12 protein-coding genes are annotated in these 17,295 nt (G+C 70.9%); 5 read left to right on the top strand and 7 right to left on the bottom strand.

The features are described 5' to 3' along the window. Nucleotides 1-13: 13 nt before the first annotated feature. The 5 genes from CES90_RS12875 to ccrA are packed head-to-tail and all read left to right on the top strand — an operon-like array spanning nt 14 to nt 5,536. On the top strand, nt 14-1,810 hold the full coding sequence (locus CES90_RS12875; protein ID WP_189784280.1) for a beta-ketoacyl synthase N-terminal-like domain-containing protein: 1,797 nt from the start codon (nt 14-16) through the stop codon (nt 1,808-1,810). Between the two features lie 48 nt (nt 1,811-1,858). Further along, a complete protein-coding gene (locus CES90_RS12880) occupies nt 1,859-3,136 on the top strand; it encodes a cytochrome P450 (protein ID WP_189784281.1) in 1,278 nt (425 codons plus the stop codon). Further along, complete coding sequence (locus tag CES90_RS12885) at nt 3,133-3,345, top strand: MbtH family protein (protein ID WP_189784282.1); 213 nt, start codon at nt 3,133-3,135, stop codon at nt 3,343-3,345. Before CES90_RS12880 ends, CES90_RS12885 begins: the two co-directional genes overlap by 4 nt. Then, nucleotides 3,345-4,193 carry an alpha/beta fold hydrolase gene (locus CES90_RS12890; RefSeq protein ID WP_189784283.1) on the top strand — a complete coding sequence of 283 codons (849 nt, stop codon included), beginning with the start codon at nt 3,345-3,347 and terminating at the stop codon, nt 4,191-4,193. Before CES90_RS12885 ends, CES90_RS12890 begins: the two co-directional genes overlap by 1 nt. Next, nucleotides 4,190-5,536, top strand: coding sequence for a crotonyl-CoA carboxylase/reductase (ccrA, locus tag CES90_RS12895; protein WP_189784284.1), 1,347 nt, complete (start codon nt 4,190-4,192; stop codon nt 5,534-5,536). The genes CES90_RS12890 and ccrA overlap by 4 nt, the downstream gene beginning before the upstream one ends. Nucleotides 5,537-6,181: 645 nt before the next feature. On the opposite strand, the gene CES90_RS12900 is transcribed toward ccrA, so the two are convergent. The 7 genes from CES90_RS12900 to CES90_RS12930 all read right to left on the bottom strand — a co-directional run bounded on the left by CES90_RS12900 (nt 6,182) and on the right by CES90_RS12930 (nt 17,215). Further along, nucleotides 6,182-7,123, bottom strand: coding sequence for a LysR family transcriptional regulator (locus CES90_RS12900; protein ID WP_189784285.1), 942 nt, complete (start codon nt 7,121-7,123; stop codon nt 6,182-6,184). A 62-nt stretch (nt 7,124-7,185) separates the two neighbouring features. Further along, nucleotides 7,186-9,444, bottom strand: a complete 2,259-nt coding sequence (locus CES90_RS12905; protein ID WP_189784286.1) for a non-ribosomal peptide synthetase — start codon at nt 9,442-9,444, stop codon at nt 7,186-7,188. Further along, the gene (locus tag CES90_RS12910; RefSeq protein ID WP_189784287.1) at nt 9,441-11,240 is read right to left on the bottom strand and encodes an acyl-CoA dehydrogenase family protein; all 1,800 of its coding nucleotides are present in this window, start codon (nt 11,238-11,240) and stop codon (nt 9,441-9,443) included. Before CES90_RS12910 ends, CES90_RS12905 begins: the two co-directional genes overlap by 4 nt. Continuing rightward, complete coding sequence (locus CES90_RS12915) at nt 11,167-11,928, bottom strand: thioesterase II family protein (RefSeq protein ID WP_189784288.1); 762 nt, start codon at nt 11,926-11,928, stop codon at nt 11,167-11,169. The genes CES90_RS12910 and CES90_RS12915 overlap by 74 nt, the downstream gene beginning before the upstream one ends. Before the next feature lie 11 nt (nt 11,929-11,939). Further along, nucleotides 11,940-14,921, bottom strand: coding sequence for a type I polyketide synthase (locus CES90_RS12920; protein ID WP_189784289.1), 2,982 nt, complete (start codon nt 14,919-14,921; stop codon nt 11,940-11,942). Nucleotides 14,922-14,966: 45 nt separating this feature from the next. Continuing rightward, nucleotides 14,967-15,176 (bottom strand): MbtH family protein, encoded by a 210-nt coding sequence (locus CES90_RS12925; protein ID WP_189784290.1) that lies wholly within the window; start codon nt 15,174-15,176, stop codon nt 14,967-14,969. 197 nt (nt 15,177-15,373) lie between these two features. After that, complete coding sequence (locus CES90_RS12930; RefSeq protein ID WP_229913959.1) at nt 15,374-17,215, bottom strand: condensation domain-containing protein; 1,842 nt, start codon at nt 17,213-17,215, stop codon at nt 15,374-15,376. Nucleotides 17,216-17,295 lie beyond the last annotated feature (80 nt).

The raw sequence follows: 17,295 nt of genomic DNA on the forward strand, positions 1-17,295 counted from the left end.
GACCTTGAGACTGATGAACGACAGCCCCGAGCAGGAACAGGAATACGACGACGGCGACGTCGCGATCATCGGTATCGCGTGTCGCTATCCCGGCGCCCGGGACAAGGAGCAGTTCTGGGACAACCTTGTCCACGGACGGGAATCGATCACCTTTCTCCGTACGGAGGAGATCGAAGGCGACGAGTCGCTGCTCAACAACCCGGCCTACGTACGGGCGTGCGCGCCGCTTGAGGGCTACGACGAGTTCGACCCGGCGGTCTTCGGCATCTCGGACCGGGTGGCGACGCTGATGACGCCCGAGCACCGGCTCTTCCTGGAGAGCGTCTGGGACGTCCTGGAGGACGCCGGCTACGACCCGGACCGTATCCAGGGCGAGGTGGGGATCTACGCCGGGGCCAATCCCATGACCCCGGCGCAGTACAGCTCCCCGCCGGACTGGGCGTCCGTCGGGCCCGAGGTGATGGACCGCAGCAACTCCTGGTTCACGGACACCATGACGTCGAACGCCCTGTTCTACCTCGGCCTGACCGGCGAGGCGGTCACCGTGACGGCGGTGTGCACCGGCTTCCACTACTCGGTGCACCTCGCGTGTCAGTCGCTCCTGCTGGGGCAGACGGACATGGCCGTCGCCGGCGGGACCATGGTCCGGCTCCCTCAGCGCCGCGGCTATCTGTGGGAGGAGGGCCGCATCGGGTCCCGGGACGGACACTGCCGTCCGTTCGACGCCAAGGGCACGGGGACGCGGCTCGCCAGCGGTGTCGCGACGCTCCTGCTCAAACCGCTGCGGCAGGCCGTCGCCGACGGCGACCACATCTACGCGACGGTGAAGGGCACCGCCATCAACAACAACGGCGCCAGCGCGGTGTCGTACGGCTTCGCCCAGCCCGAGCGGCTCAGTGCCTGCATCGCCGGTGCCATGCACGTGGGCGGCGTGACACCGGACACCGTGTCCCTGTACGAGGCCAACACCTTCGGTCTGCCGATCACCGACGGGCTGGAGGTCCGCGCGGCGCACCTCGCCTTCGGCAAGCAGACCGGCCCCACCTCCCTGGGCTCGGTCAAGGGGAACATCGGGCACGCCGGTGTGGCCGCCGGCGGCTCCGGCACGGTCAAGGCGGCGCTGTCGCTGTACCACCGGCAGCTGGTCCCGACGATCAATCTGACGGAGGTGGACGAGGACCTCGACCTCCCCAACACGCCGTTCGTGCCGCAGCTGGAGGGCGCGGACTGGACGCCTCAGGCCGGTGTGCGGCGCGCGGGCGTCACCGCGCTCGGCGGTGGCGGCTACAACGCGCACCTCGTCCTGGAGGAGCCGCCGACCCGCCCCGAGCGGGACCCCGAGGCCCGGGTGGCGAGGCTCGTCGCGCTGTCCGCGCTGGACGAGCGGGGCCTGGTCCGGCGGCGCGCGGCCCTCCGGGAGTGGATCGCGGCCCATCCCGAGGCACGGCTCGACGACATCTGTCTTAGTCTCGGGCTCGGGCGCCGGATCATGGACCGGCGCTGGGCGGCCGTGGTGAGCACCAAGGAGGAGCTGGCCGAGGCACTTGCGACCGAGTCCGGCGGCCGGGTGACCTCCGATGGTCCGGCGGCGCACACGGACCTGGCCGGGCTGCGGCAGACCGACCGCGGTCTCGTGCCGGACACGTCCGACGGACGCCGTGACGAGGAGACGCTGTTCCGGCTCGCCCAGGCCTGGACGGGGGGCCGGCCGGTGGACTTCGCCGCGCTGTACGAGAACGGGTCGGCCCGCCGGGTGCCCCTGCCGGGCTATCCGTTCGAGCGGCGGCGCTTCTGGCGCACCCACTGGTGAGCCGGTCTTGTCCACATATTCCACGACACGATCAGCCGGAGCCCCGGAATGACGTCTTCTGCGGTCACTGCCGACACGCTCGACCCTGACACGGTCGACCTCGCCGACCCCGCCACCTTCGCGGACCACGATCTCAGCGGCTTCTGGCGCCGGCTGCGCGACACCAGGCCCGTGCACTGGAACCCGCCGACGGCCGAGCGGAGCGGCTTCTGGGTGCTCTCCCGGCACGAGGACATCATGGCCGTCCACCGCGACGACGAGAACTTCACCTCGGAGCGCGGCAACGTCCTCGTGACCCTGCTGGAGGGGGGTGACGCGGGGGCGGGCAAGATGCTCGCGGTCACCGACGGGCCGCGGCACGAGCAGTTGCGCAAGATCCTGCTGAGATCGTTGGGGCCCCGCGTACTGAACCCCGTGGCGGCGGCCGTCCGCGCCAACACCCGTCGGCTGGTGCGGGAAGCGGTGGCGCGGGATGAGTGCGACTTCGCGCTGGAGATCGCCAACCGCATCCCGATGACCACCATCTCCAATCTGCTCGGTGTGCCGGAAAGCGACCGGGACTATCTGCTGACCCTGACCAAGGCCGCGCTGAGCGCCGACGGTGACGTCCTCGACGAGGAGGAGTCGGCCGTCGCGCGCAACGAGATCCTGCTCTACTTCCTGGATCTGGTGGAGGAACGGCGCAAGGCGCCGGGCGAGGACCTGATCAGCACGCTGGCGCTCAGCGACGTCGACGGGGCCCGGCTGAGTGACGAGGACGTCGTCCTCAACTGCTACAGCCTCGTCATCGGCGGCGACGAGACCAGCCGGCTGACCATGATCGACAGCGTGTACTCACTCGCCGCGCACCCCGATCAGTGGCGGCGGCTCAAGAACGGGGACTGCTCGATCGACACGGCCGTCGACGAGGTGCTGCGCTGGGCGTCCCCGTCGATGCACTTCGGGCGAAGCGCGGTGCGTGACACGGAGGTGGGCGGTGTCCGCATCGGCGAGAACGACATCGTGACCCTGTGGCACTCCTCAGCCAACCGGGACGAGCGGGTGTTCGACCAGCCGGAGGTGTTCGACCTGGGACGCACCCCCAACAAGCACATCTCGTTCGGCTACGGCCCGCACTTCTGCGTCGGCTCCCATCTCGCCAAGATCGAGATATCCGAACTCCTCATGGCCCTGCGGGACTTCACCACGGGCTTCGAGCGCACGGGTGAGGCGCCGCGGGTCCACTCCAACCTGCTGAACGGGTTCCACAGCCTGCCGGTCCGCTTCTTCCCGGACGAGGCCGGGCTGGCACGAGCCGACGACGAACGAAGAGAGGTGAAACGGTGACCGGAAACCCCTTCGACGAGGATTCCGGCGACTGGCAGGTCGTCCTCAACAACCAGGGCCGGTACGCCCTTTGGCGAGCCTGCCTGAGGCTCCCGGCCGGCTGGCGGATCGTCTTCTCCGCCACCGACCGGGAAACGGCGCTGGACCACATAGAGCTGTGCTCCACCGGCCGCGGAGCTGCCCGGCAGCAGGCGGGGACCGCCTGGTAATGCCTCTCGTATCCGTCAACGGAGTCAAGCTGCACTACACGTGCCATGGTTCGGGAGAGCCGGTGGTGCTCGTCAGCGGGGCGGGCGCCTCGGGGAACTCATGGCTGCTGCACCAGGTGCCCTTCCTCGTCGAGGAGGGGTACCGGGCGTACGTCTACGACTCCCGGGGCATCCCGCCGAGCGACGAGTGCCCGGAGGGGTTCGAGGTCGACGACCTGGTCGCCGACCTGGCCGCCCTGATCGAGGAACTCGGCCTGGGGCCGGCGCGGCTGGTGGGCACGTCGATGGGCGCGTACGTCGTCCAGGAACTCGCCCTCGCCAGGCCCGATCTGGTCCGGCAGGCGGTGCTGCTGGCCGGCCGGGCGCGCTCGGACGTACTGCGGGCCCGACTGGCGCTCGCCGATGTCGAACTGGGCGACTCGGGCCCGGTCCTGCCTCCGTCGTACCGGGCGGTGGTGCGTGCCCTGCAGATGCTGTCTCCCCGCACGATGGAGGACGAGACGGCGATCCAGGACTGGCTCGCGCTCTTCGCCATGGAACCGGCTCCGGGCCCGGGCACCCTGGCCCAACTGGCGCTCCAGCCCATGCCGGACCGGCGGGCGGCCTACGCGGACATCACGGTGCCCTGCCATGTGATCTCGTTCGCGCACGACCTGATCGCCCCGCCGCGCTACGGCCACGAACTCGCCGACAGCATCCCGAACGCCGGGTTCGACGTCGTCGACGACGCCGGGCACTTCGGGTACCTGGAGCGGCCGGACGCCGTCAACAAGATCATTTCGAAGTGCTTCGCCGACGGGGACACCCGCCTCGCGACGAGCACCCTGCACATGAGGAGAGGAACATGAGCCAGCTGTCCGAAGCCGTACTGAACGGCTCCTCCGCCGAGGAGATCGCCGCGGCAGAGGTGCCCGAGGACTATCTGGCCCTGCATCTGCGGGTCGAGGATGTCGACATGTTCGACGGCGTCGACGACAAGGACGTCCGAAAGTCGCTGCGGGTCGGCAACGTGCCCATGCCGGAACTCGCGCCGGACGAGGTCCTCGTCGCGGTGATGGCCAGCTCCATCAACTACAACACCGTGTGGTCGGCCATGTTCGAGCCGATCCCGACCTTCCGTTTCCTCAAGCAGAACGCGCGGCAGGGCGGTTGGGCCGAGCGCCACGACCAGCCGTACCACGTGGTGGGTTCGGACTGCTCGGGCGTCGTCGTGCGCACGGGCGTCGGCGTACGCCGCTGGAAGCCGGGCGACCATGTCGTGGTCCACCCCGCCCATGTGGACGAGCAGGAGCCCGCCACGCACGGGGACGGGATGCTCGGCGGTGAGCAGCGGGCCTGGGGCTTCGAGACGAACTTCGGGGCGCTCGCCGAGTACGGGGTCGTACGGGCCAACCAGCTGCTGCCCAAGCCCGCACATCTGACGTGGGAGGAGGCCGCGGTCAATCCGCTGTGCGCCGGAACGGCCTACCGGATGCTCGTCAGCGACCGCGGCGCCCGGATGAAGCAGGGCGATATCGTGCTGATCTGGGGCGCGTCCGGCGGTCTTGGCTCCTACGCCGTCCAGTTCGTCAAGAACGGCGGCGGTGTGCCCGTGGCCGTCGTCAGCAACGAGCGCAAGGCCGCCGCGGTACGCGCGCTCGGCGCCGAAATCGTGATCAACCGGTCCGAGCTGGGGATCACCGACGAGACGGGCGACGATCCGCAGCGGGTGATCGAGGTGGGCCGCAGGCTCAGCAAGCTCATCGTCGAGCGGGCCGGCCGCGAGCCCGACATCGTGTTCGAGCACACGGGCCGGGCCACCTTCGGCATCTCCGTGATCGTGGCGCGGCGGGGCGGCACCGTGGTGACCTGTGGCTCGAGTTCCGGGTACCAGCACACCTTCGACAACCGCTACCTGTGGATGAAACTCAAGAAGATCATCGGCAGCCACGGCGCCAACCACCAGGAGCAGCAGGCCACCCACCAGCTGTTCGAGAACGGGCACATCGTGCCGGCCGTGTCGGCGGTCTACCCGCTGGCCGAGGCCGCCGAGGCCTGCCGCCTCCTGCAGACCAACCAGCAGGTGGGCAAGATCGCGGTGCTCTGCATGGCACCGGGCCCCGGCCTCGGAGTGACCGATCCCGAACTGCGCGAGCGCATCGGTGAGGACCGGCTCAATCCGCTGCGAGGGCTCACCGCCGGTCCGCAGTGAGGCGTCCGGGCCGATGAGGAACCGTTCCTGGGGACTGAGCGGGAGTGGTCCCAGCCAGCCGCGCGCCCCGAACGGTCTTGGGGGTCCCCCCAGACTTCGTCCGGGGGGACCCCCAGGTCCCCGGCGTACTCAACCCCGGGGCGGCGACACGCATCCTGTGCGTGGTCCGATCCCGGGAGGCCCCCGCGGCCGGAGGCCGCTGTGGACACTGCCCTGACGCGACCTGGCCAGTTGGGTTCGGCCAGAGGCGACGGGGAGGCCCCGGACCATCTCTCTGGTGGAGCGGGGGCCCCGCACGCCGGCGCCGTACCCGGTGTCCCAGATCGCACGGCAACGCCAACCCGACTGGCCCACGGTGCTGCAAGCAAGCCTGCGAGCTGACCATCACACGATCGAGTTAAAGCGGCCTGATGCGCACTCCTCGGCGAACAGTTGCCAACCCCTTGGGGAAAGCGTCGGTCGCGGCCGCTCGATGAGAGCGGCCGCGACCGGAGCGCCGGAGTGGGTCGTCGTCATACACCGCCGACGATGCGGCACATGTCCGGGACCGAACGAACAGGTCATCGCCGATCCGCACGGGAAGCGACCCTGAAGACCTGGCGCCCGCCGCGGAGACTCCGCTGCGGCACCACCCGAATCACCAGCTCAGCGAACCGGGGAGGCTGGGATCGGTGCGTACACCTGCTCGGCCACCGCGCGAAGGGATTCCACGAAGGCGAGCGCCCGTCGGCTCAGCCGGGTCTCCGCCAGGGTCTTCACGCCGATCGCGAGATGAGGACGGTCTCCGACGATCTCCACCAGGGCGACCCGTCCGCCGCCCAGGGTCTCGGTCGGATGAGGGTGATGGGTGAGCATGAACCCCACTCCGGCGCTGACCAGACTGCGCATCGACTCCAGGCCCGTCACCTGGATCACCGGGGGCATGGGTGCCTTGCTCTTCCGGAAGACACCCTGGACGTAGTTGTAGTGCACATTCGTGCCGCTCAGGTTGAACATCAGGAGCGGTTGGTCCGCGAACTCGTCCAGGGTGGCGTAGGTCGCGGTGGCCAGAGGGTGCCTCTCGCCGACGACGGCGTACAGGGGCGGTGTGACCACTTCCGTGAACCTGGTCTCCTCCGTGGTGGCGAAACCGTAGGTCACGACGAGTTCGCAGACGCCGTCGCGCAGCAGGTCGTTCGGGGTATGGGTGTCATGGACGCTCACCTTCAGACCGGGGCGCGACAGGGCGAGCGCGGCCAGGGTCCGCGGGATCAGGAAAGGGGTGATCGTCCAGCACGACCCGACGTCGAGATGGCCCGCCGTCGTTCCCTGGAGCCGGCTGCTGTAGTCCTTCAACTCCCGTGCCTGCCGGAGGATCTTGCGCGCGTCGTCGAGGAGCAGCCGCCCGCTCGGAGTGAGGACGACCCCCTTGGTGCGCTGGCGCAACAGCAGTTGGACGCCGAGTTGGCGTTCCAGCCGCTGCATGGCGGAGGACACCGCCGACTGGGACGCGTGCAGCTGGGTCGCCGCTTCGGAGATGTTCTCCGTCTCGGCGATGGTGACGAAGTAGAGCAGCTGTGTGAGGCTGAATTCGGGCCGATTACTCACACGAATCTTCCTTTGTCTCGGGCAGGGGTTCTCTCCGCGCAATCGAAGATCGGTTTCCCGGGTCAGGGCGCCGAAGGCACCCGGCCCTCGGCCAGGGCCGCACGGTCGAGCTTTCCTCCCGCCGTGCGTGGCATGGCGGAGAGCAGGGTGTAGCTCGCGGGGCGCATCCACTGCGGCAGCAGTCGCTCGGCCCGCTCGCGGACCTGCCGGGCCGTCCCGGCGGCCGTCATCCGCAGATAGGCGTCGAGGAGGGAACCGTCGCCCCGGCGGCGCCGGACCACCGCGCACTCCAGGACCTCGGGATGCTCGGCCAGTACCGCTTCGATCTCGCCCAGCTCCACCCGGTAGCCGCGGATCTTCACCTGGAGGTCCGCGCGGCCGTGGAACTCCAGGCGGCCGTCGGACGTCCAGCGCGCCCGGTCACCGGTGCGGTACATGCGCGAGCCGTCGCCGGCCCACGGGTCGGGCAGGAAGTTCGCCGCGGTGAGGCCCGGCCGGCCGAGATAGCCCCGGGCGACCTGCGGGCCGCTGATGTAGATCTCCCCGGTGGACCCGACCGGGACATGCCGGAGCCAGTCGTCCAGCACCCGGATCGTCTGGCCGGGGAGCGTGCTGCCGAGGTGCGGGACCTCGTCGCCCCGGATGAACGCCGCGGTGGTGTCGACGGTCGTCTCCGTGGTCCCGTACACGTTCACGGCGTCGAGCCGGCCCGCCAGCGAGCCGATACGCCGTTGCAGCGTGGGCGAGAGGGTCTCGCCGCCCACCCACAGCCGCAGCCCGCTGTCGTCGCCGAGCAGGGGACCGAGGTGCGGGAGGACGTACTCCAGGTGGGATGGCGTGATGTCGAAGTCCGTCAGCCGCTCCTCGGCCAGCGCCCGGGCGAGGCCCTTCGGGTCGAGCCGTACGGTGTCGTCGAACAGCACGAGGGTGTCGCCCCGGCAGATCCGGATCCACTGCTGCACCGAGGCGTCGAAGGAGGGGCTCGCGTTCCAGCCCACGCGTCCGGCTCCCACGCGGATCGCGCCCGACTCCTCCAGCCCGGCCAGCAGCGCGGCCAGGGACCGATGGCTGACCTGCACACCCTTGGGGCGGCCCGTGGACCCGGAGGTGTAGATGACGTAGGCGCAGTTGTCCGGGTGGGCGGGGGCGCCGGGTTCAGCCCGCTCGTGTTCGTCCGTGGTGTCGTACGCGCACTCGTACGCGTCCGGGTGCAGCCGGATGATGTCGACGTCCCCGCCGCAGACCTCGCCGGGGAGGAGGTCACCCCTGGTCACCAGCAGCTTCGTGCCACTGTCGCCGACCATGTACGCCAGCCGGTCCGCCGGGTAGGCCGGATCCAGGGGGAGGTAGGCCGCGCCGGTGCGCAGGATGCCGAGGATCGTCGCGAGGAGGTCCGCCGAGCGGGGCAGGCAGACGGCGACCACCGTCTCGGCCCCCGCTCCGCGCGTGGCGAGCCGCCGGGCGACGGACCGTGCGCGGAGGTCGAGTTCCGCGAAGGACAGGACGGTCTTCCCTTCGACGACCGCCACCGCGTCGGGCCGTTCCTCGACCGCCTTGGCGAAGCGGTCCAGGACGTATCCCGGAGTCCGCGTCGGGGCTGCTCCCACGCCTCGACCGGCCACCTCCGCCTCGTCCCGCTCCTCCTGCACGGGAAGCCGGTGCAGTGGGACGTCGGGCCGCGCCGACGCGGAGCGCAGGAGCAGGGAGTAGCGCCGGGTCAGTGCCTCGACGGTCGACCGCTCGAAGAGGTCGACGGAGTAGTGCACACGGAAGGCGAGGCCGCCGTCGCCCCGTCGCGTGTAGTCGAGGGCGAGGTCCTGGCCGACGGTGTCGACGTGTGCCGCCGACGAGCCGTCACCGCTCGGCCGTGCGGGCTCGTTCCGGGTGAAGGTCACCTGTGCCGGGCCCTGGGGTGCGGCGGCCTCGGGCGCCGCCGCGCCCCGGGCGAGGATGGCGTGCGGCGAGATCGCGCTCAGCAGGCTCCTGAAGGACGCGGTGGGCGGCACATGGGCGCTCAGGGGCAGCAGGGGCTCCGGGGAGGTGCCGGGGGCCGACGCGAGGGCGGGCCCGCCGTCCGCCGGGGACACATGGAGAACGAAGTCCGACTGGCCCGACCACCGGGCCAGTTCTGCTTCGAAGCCCGCCAGGAGGGCGGCGTGGAGGCAGTTCCCGGACGCGTGAGCCAGCGTTTCGAGGGCGCCGGTGTCCGTGGGCGGGAGCTCGAACGCCAGCCGGTGCCGCTCGGAGGAGCGGGTCGCCGGGCGCGGCCGGTCGGCGGGCAGGGCCACGGCGCCGGGGCCGTATGGTCGTGGGTCGGTCATTCGGCGTCTCCTTGGTCGCCGCGAGACCCGTGCCCGGCCCGCGGAACGGTGGTGAGGGTGTCCCCGAGCAGCGCCTCGTACCGCAGGCCTCCCAGCCAGTCGGCGGTGACGTCCGCGTAGTCGCCGGCGCATCCCTCGTCGAGCTCCGTCCAGAGCCCGGCCAGCCGCCGCCGTGCCGAGGCGCAGTACACGTGGGCCAGCTCCCGCGCGCCGGACGACCCGTCGACGGCGTCGGTGGCCGCGCGGGCGAGGACGGCGCCCATGGTGAGCAGTTCGTTGGCCACCCGGTTCAGGGTCAGTACCGTGTGCTGGCGCCCGAACAGCTCCGTACGGTCCTGGTGGCGTTCGGTCAGTTCCCGGCAGGTCGAGGCCAGCCGGGCCGCCTGCTCGGTGACGTACCGGGCGTGCTCGGCGCAGGGGCCGGTGAGCGCCTTCACGACGCGCTCGGTGGCGTCGGCGCCGTCCCCGGCCGGTGTCCGGTGGTAGTTCCCGTCGTAGTAGCAGTCGGTGAGGCGGATCTGTCCGGCCAGGAAGTCCACCAGGTAGTCGACGCCGCCGGAGATGCGCAGCCCTCGGGCGTCCCGGTGGAAGCGCTCCAGGGGGAGCGGCTCGATGCCGCGGCGGGCCTTGCTGGCCGCGGTCTCGTATCCCTCTCCGCCGAGCAACCCCATCGTGCGTTCGAGGATCCGCCAGCAGGTCACGGAGGCCACGTTCTTCAGCGCCGCGTGCTCGTGCAGGAGGTCCGCTCCACGGCCCAGCATGGTCCAGCGAACCAGGCTCTCGATGGCGTACGTGTCTGCCACGGAGAGGGCGATGATGCGCTGGACCTCCGGGAGGGAGCCCAGTGGGCGGCCGTCGATGGTCCTGCGGTTGGTGAACCGCCGTGACCACTGAAGACAGAGGCGGGCGATGGCCAGGGACGGCGGGACGACGCTCAGGGTGCGGGCCAGATAGATGAACTCCTTCATCTCCCGGGCGAGACGGTCGAGTTCCGTGCCGCTGAGCATGCGCGAGCCGGGCACCTTGACGTCGGTCAGCTTCAGGTTGGCGATGGGGGCGCCGTTCATGCCCATGAAGTCCTGGCGTTCGACGACCTCGAGTCCGGGCGTCGTGGCGTCGACGAAGAACGACGCGCCGCGCGCCACACCGTCGTCGTCGACCACGGTGGCGGTGACGTCGAGGAGGTCGGCGACCGCGCCGTTGCCGATGAACACCTTCTCGCCGTTCAGGATGTACGCGCTGCCGCCGTCCACCGGGGTCGCGGTGGTCGTCTGGCGGCGGTTGCCCGCTCCGGCGGGCTCGGTGTCGGCCCTGCCGGAGAAGTTGCCCGCCGCGACGTGGGCGCGGATCGTCTCGCGCAGGGGACCGTCGTCGAGCATGTTCAGATAGGCGCCCGCCCCGAAGCCGTTGCCGATGCCCATCATGTTCGCGACGGGCAGCGACCAGCTCGCCGCGGTCTCGATCAGCCGGAAGGCGTTGAACGCGGACAGCCCCCGGCCGCCGTCCTCCTGAGCGGCCATCAGCCGCAGACAGCCCCGGGTGCGCAGCTCCTCGATCACGTCCTTGGGCAGCTCGCGGGAGGCGTCCACCTCGGTGGGGTCGACCTTCTCGCGCAGGAACCGGGTGAAGTCCGCCACGGCCTCGTCGCCCGTGCGCCGGTCGTCGTCGTCCTGGTGCGGGAAGGGGACGAGCAGATCCCAGCGCAGCAGGCCGAGGTAGAGCTCATTGGACAGGCTCGGTCCCGGCTCCGAGGTGCGGGCGGACGGTGTCGAGGATGATGCCGAGGAGTTCCTCACTGTGTTCCCTCAGGTAGAAGTGGTCACCGGGCAGCACATGGGTGCGCGGCGGGCAGGTGCTGTACCGCGCCCAGGACTGGAGAAGTTCGGTCTCCGGGTCCTCGGCACCGCCCAGGAGGATGACGGGGAGGTCCAGGGGGCGCCCCGGTGTGTGCTGGTAGGTGTCGAGGACGCCGGCGTCCCCGCGCAGGGACCGCAGCACGATGTCCCGCAGTTCGGGGTCCTCGCGCACGACGGCGGGCAGGGGCCCGGCGGCTTCGACCGTGCGCAGGAAGAGCTCGTCGTCCAGGTGGTGCGTGGGCGGCTCGTGGGGCTGGAGGTGGGGGGCGCCCATGGCGGACACGAACAGCGCCACCGGCTGCGCGCGTCCGCGCTCCCGCAGGGCCCTGGTCGTCTCGTACGCGGTGAGGGCGCCCAGGCTGTGGCCGAAGAACGCGAACGGCGCCTCGAACTCGACCTCGGAGACCAGCGCGTCGACCAGGCGGTCCATCGAGGTGTACGGCGGTTCGTCGAGGCGGCTGCCCCGGCCCGGTGCCTGCACGCCGAGCACCTCGACTCCGGGCAGCCGGCCGGTCCACCTCATGTACTCGCTGGGGGCGGCGCCGCTGTGCGGGAAGCAGTACAGCCGCAGACCGGCCTCCGCGTGCGGCTTGCGGCGCAGCAGCCAGGGGGATGCTCGGCGGTGCATCGGGACTCCGTTCACTCTTCTCGCTCTTCGGGGGTGAGGTGCGCCAGCAGCTGGGCGACGCTCGGCGCGAGGAGGATCGTGCGCACGGTGACCTTCACGCCGAACTCCCGGTCGATCAGCGACGCCAGCCTGACCGCGATCAGCGAGTCGCCACCGGCCTCGAAGAAGTTGTCGTCGGCGTCGATCTCGGGCAGCCCGAGGACCTCGCAGAACGCCTTCGCCAGCCGTTCGGCCAGGTCGCCGTCGTGGGTGGGCGTCGTCGCCTCGGTCACCGGGGCCACGTCTTGGTGGGCCGTCCCGGCCGCCGAGTGGGTCGGCTGTGGCTGCGGTGCCCCGGCCGCGGGGGTCCGCGTGGGCTGCTCGGCCGGGGTGGGGGCGTAGCGCCGTCGTTGGAAGGGGTAGGTCGGCAGCGCCGCGCCGCGCCGGTCGGCCTGGTGCAGCAGGTCCCAGGTGAGGGGCAGGCCGTGGGACCAGAGGCCGCCGGCGGCGTCCAGCACCGCCGCGCGCGCGGAGGTCCCCTCGACCGCGTGTGGCAGGCTGGACAGCACGCCGTGGCCGTCCGACAGGGCCCGGTGACGACGGGCCAAGGTGGACAGGGTGTGTCCCGGTCCCACTTCGAGCAGGACGCCGCTGCCGCCGTCGAGCGCCGTGGACAGTGCGTCGTCGAACCGGACGGTGTGCCGCAGATGTGCGGCCCAGTACCGGGGATCCTGTACCTCGTCCGCGGTCACCGCCCGCCCATGAGTGTCCGAGATCCAGGGGATGACGGGTTCCCGCAGTTCCACGGTCCGCAGGATGTCGGCGAACTCGTCCAGGACGGCGTCGACCAGGTGGGAGTGGGCCGCGCTGGAGATGTGCAGCCGCCGGGAGTCGATGTCCCGTTCGGTGAGGGCCTCCTGGAAACTCGCGATCGCCTCGACGGGGCCGGACACCACGCACTGCGCGGCGCCGTTGACTGCCGCGAGCGACAGTCCGTCGGTCAGCAGGGGGTCGAGTTCGGCGGGGGAGAGGGAGACCGCCAGCATGGCTCCGGCGGGCAGGGCGCCGAGCAGCCGGCCGCGCTCGACGACCAGGGTCAGCGCGTCCGCCACCGAGAGGACCCCTGCGGTGCACGCGGCGGCGTAGGCCCCGAGGCTGTGGCCGAGCACGCTCGTCGGAGCGATTCCGAGCGACTGCCACAGCCCGGCCAGCGCGTGTTGCAGGGTGAACAGCACCGGTTGGGCCACCTGCATCGGGACCAGGCTCTCGCGTGCGGCCGTGAACTCCTCGGGCCGGTCCGGGTCTGCGAGCAGCGCGGCGCGTACGGCCGCTCCGAGGTCCGGGCCGAGGAGGTCGACGCAGAGGTCGACACGTTCCCGGAAGGCCGGGGACCACGCGTACAACTCCCTTCCCATGCCCGGGTGCTGGCCGCCCTGCCCGGGGAAGAGGAAGGTGAGCCGCGTGGTGTCGGAGCGGCGCCGGGCCCGCCCGGCCGCCGTGAGCAGCAGCCCGGCGGTGGCCGTGTGGTCCGCGCCGACCACGTGCAGCCGGTGGGGGTGTTCGCGCCTGCCGGTCTGCAGGGTCCGGGCCACGTCGGCGAGCGGGGTCTGCGGGTGCTTCGTCAGATGGTCGGCCAGCCGTACGGCGGACTCGGCCAGCCCTTCACGGGTCGGCGCGGACAGGGGCAGCAGCTGCGGGCCCGTGTCGGCGTCCCGCTGCCGGGGCGGCGCGGGCGGCGGGGCCTGCTCCAGGACGACGTGGGCGTTGGTCCCGCCGATGCCGAGCGAGTTGACGCCCGCCCGTCGTGGGCCGTCCTTGTCGTGCCACGGGGTCAGCTCGGCGTTCACCACGAAAGGGCTGGAGTCGAGGTCGATCTCCTTGCCGGGCGTCACGAAGTGCAGGCTGGCCGGGATCCGGCCGTGCTCCACGGCGAGCGCCGCCTTGATCAGGCCGATGACGCCGGAGGCCGTGTCGGTGTGCCCGATGTTGGACTTCACGGACCCGATCCGGCAGTACCCGACGCGGTCGGTGTCGGCCCGGAACGCCTTGGTGAGGGCACTGATCTCGATCGGATCGCCCATGGGAGTACCGGTGCCGTGGGTCTCCACGTAGCCCACCGTGCCCATGTCGATGCCCGCGACCGCGTAGGCCGTACGGATGGCGGTGGTCTGGCCGGTCACGCTGGGGGCGGTGAAACCGACCTTGTCGAGGCCGTCGTTGTTGACGGCCGAGCCGCGGATGACCGCGTGGATGTGATCGCCGTCGGCGCGCGCGTCGGAGAGCCGTTTGAGTACGACGACGCCCGCGCCGTCCGCGCCCACGGTGCCCTGGGCCGCCGCGTCGAAGGGGCGGCAGTGGCCGTCCGGGGAGAAGATGCTTCCCTCGGGCGGGACGACCACCGGGTGGGGTGTGCGGATGCTGACGCCGCCGGCCAGCGCGAGGCCGCACTCACCGGTGAGCAACGCCTGCACGGCGACGTGCACGGCGACGAGGGAGGTGGAGCAGGCGGTCTGAACGGTGATGGCGGGGCCGGTCAGTCCGAGCTTGTAGGAGACCCGGGTGGTCAGGAAGTCCGCTCCCGTGGCGAGTTGGAGATGCCAGTCGGGCACCACGCCGTTCACCGAGGGGTCCGCCCGTAGCTGGTCCACGTACGAGGACGCGCCCGAGCCCGCGTACACCCCGATCGGGTCGCGATAGGTGGCCGGGACGCAGCCGGCCCGTTCCAGGGCCTCGGCGCAGCATTCGAGGAAGATGCGCTGCTGCGGGTCGATCAGCAGTGCCTCCGCCGGGGAGTAGCCGAAGTACGCGCTGTCGAACCACTCGGCGTCGGGGACGATGCCGTAGGCGGGCACGGCCCGGCCGTCCCCGGCTTCGGGGAAGCGGGTGATCAGCTCGTCGCCGGCCAGGAGGTGATCCCAGAAGTCGTCCGTGTCCGCCGTGCCGGGATAGCGCCCCGCCATGCTGATGATGGCGACCGCGGCGCTGTCGTCGCCGGGAGGGTGCGTGTCGCTCATGATTGCCTTTCGTAGGTGCGGGCAGGGCCGCCGGATCAGGGGCGGTCAGTCCGCGGACCGGTCGGTCGCCTGCCTCAGGCCCCGGGGGCGCATGTCGGTCCAGACGCGGTCGATGTACTCCAGGCAGTCGGCCCGGGGGCCGCGCACCTGCTCCGCGGTCCAGCCCCGCGGCAGGGAGAGCTCTGCGGGCCAGATCGAGTACTGGTCCTCGTGGTTGCGTACGACGACGAAGTCCTCGCAGCTCTCGAACGGCATGGTTCTTCTTCTCCTGACTCGTCCGGTGTGTTGTCGTGTCCCTGAGCCCGTGGCGCTCAGTGGTCGGTCGCCGTGTCCCTGAGCCCGTGGCGCTCAGTGGTCGGTCGCCGTAGCCCGTGGCGCTCAGTGGTCGGTCGCCGTGTCCCCTGAGCCCATGGGCGCTCAGTGGTCGGTCGCCGCGTTGTGGGTCCCGCGTCTCAGGTCGCCGCGCGGCGCCGTTGCAGGGAGCGGGCGCGTTCCGCCCGCAGCCGTGCCGTTCGCAGGTCGGAGGCGGTGTCGGGGGCGGGGCCGGTGGACGCCTGGTCGCTGTCGCCCGACAGATGGGCCGCCAGGGCGGCGATGGTCGGGTGCTCGTAGAACGCCACCATCGGAAGCTCCCGGTCCAGTCGGCGCTCCAGGCGCGCGTGGATGCGGGCGAGGGCCAGGGACTGTCCGCCGACGTCGAAGAAGTTGTCGTGGACGGTGATGTGTTCGTTGTGGAGCACCTCCCGCCACAGGTCGGTCAGCAGGCGCTCCAGGTCCGAACGGAACGGCGCCCGGGCCTCCGCCGGTGCCTCCTCCCGGGCCGGGGCCGCCTCGGCGGGTGCGGGACGGGCGGTGGTGCCGGGGCGGGCGGGCCGGTCGGGAAGCGCCGTCGCGAGGTCGGCGTCAGGGGCCTTGAGGACCGCCGCCAGCAGCTCCCGGTACCGGCCGACCAGTTGCTGGGCCGACTCGTCGTCGAGGAGCTGGGTGTTGTAGGTGAGGGACAGCGTGTGCTCGCCGCCGTCGGCCCCCGGCGCGACCGCCATGCCCAGATCGAACTTGGATGTCGTCGGCGCCAGGGTGAGGGGCTCCGCCGTCAGCCCGGGGAGCGCGGGCGGTGCCAGGGGCGTCGCCGGGGCGGCGAACACCGCCTGGACCAGCGGCGTGCGGCCCACCACTCGGCGCGGCCGGACCGCTTCGACGATCGTTTCGAGGGGCACCTGGTCATGGGTGAAGGTGTCCCACGCGGACTCCCGGACGTGGGCGATCAGTTCGGTGAACGTACGGGCCTGATCGAGATCCACCCTGATGGGCAGGGTGTTGACGAAGAGGCCGATGAGGTCGTGCAGTTCGGGCCGCGAACGCCCGGCGACCTGGGTCCCGATCAGCAGACTTCGCATCCCGGTGTGACGGGCGAGCAGCAGCGCGTACGCCGAGAGCAGCACGGTGAACGGGGTGGCCGAGGTGGCTCGGGCGAGCTCCGCGACCGCGTCCACGGTGGCCGACGGCAGTGCGGACACCACCTGGGCGCCGTGTGCGGCCGCAGGGTTCACGGTGCCTTCGCGTTCCGGCAGGTCGAGCGAAGTGGGCACGCCGTCGAGGTGGCCGCGCCACCAGGCGAGTTGACGCTCCAGATACGCGCCGGAGAGCCGGCGGCGCTGCCACTCGGCGTAGTCGGCGTACTGTACGGCGGGCTCGGGCAGCGGGGCGGTCGCCCCCGTCGGCGAGTAGTGGTGCTCCAGCTCCCGGTAGAGCACCTCGACCGACCAGCCGTCGCAGACGGCGTGGTGGAACGAGAGACACAGCAGGTGTTCCAGAGGGTCGACGCGCACCAGCCGGAGGCGAAGCAGCGGGCCCTGCTCCAGATCGAACGGAATTCTCGCCCACTCGGTCAACATGGAATGTGCCGTGGAATGACGGATTTCGGCGGGAAGCGACGTCAGGTCGACGAAATCCAGCGGAATTTCCATGTCCTCGTACATGCGCTGCCGAGGGGTTCCGTCGGGAAGAGTGAAGAACACCGTGCGGAGTCCTTCGTGACGTGCCGCGATGCACTGTACGGCGCGGTGCAGCTCGTCCTTCCAAAGCTCTCCGCGCAGACGGAGTGTCACGTCGAAATTATAGGCAGAGCTGCCCGGATAGAGCCGGTCGAGGAACCAGAGCTGCTGTTGAGCAAAGGATAACTTAGCAGGTGAAGAGCGGTCGAAGATGGGAATGGAGTGGCGACTGCCTCGCCGAACACCCGCACGCGTTTCCGGCACGATGCCTCCCCTTGTCGTGCATTTTCCGCAAAGCATCTTGCTCGCAGCCGCCCGATGTCAAGGAATACGGTATAAATCGTCCATCAATCTTTTCTCTACGGAAACTGAAGATGTCG

The organism is Streptomyces capitiformicae, assembly GCF_002214185.1.
GTDB lineage: Bacteria > Actinomycetota > Actinomycetes > Streptomycetales > Streptomycetaceae > Streptomyces > Streptomyces capitiformicae.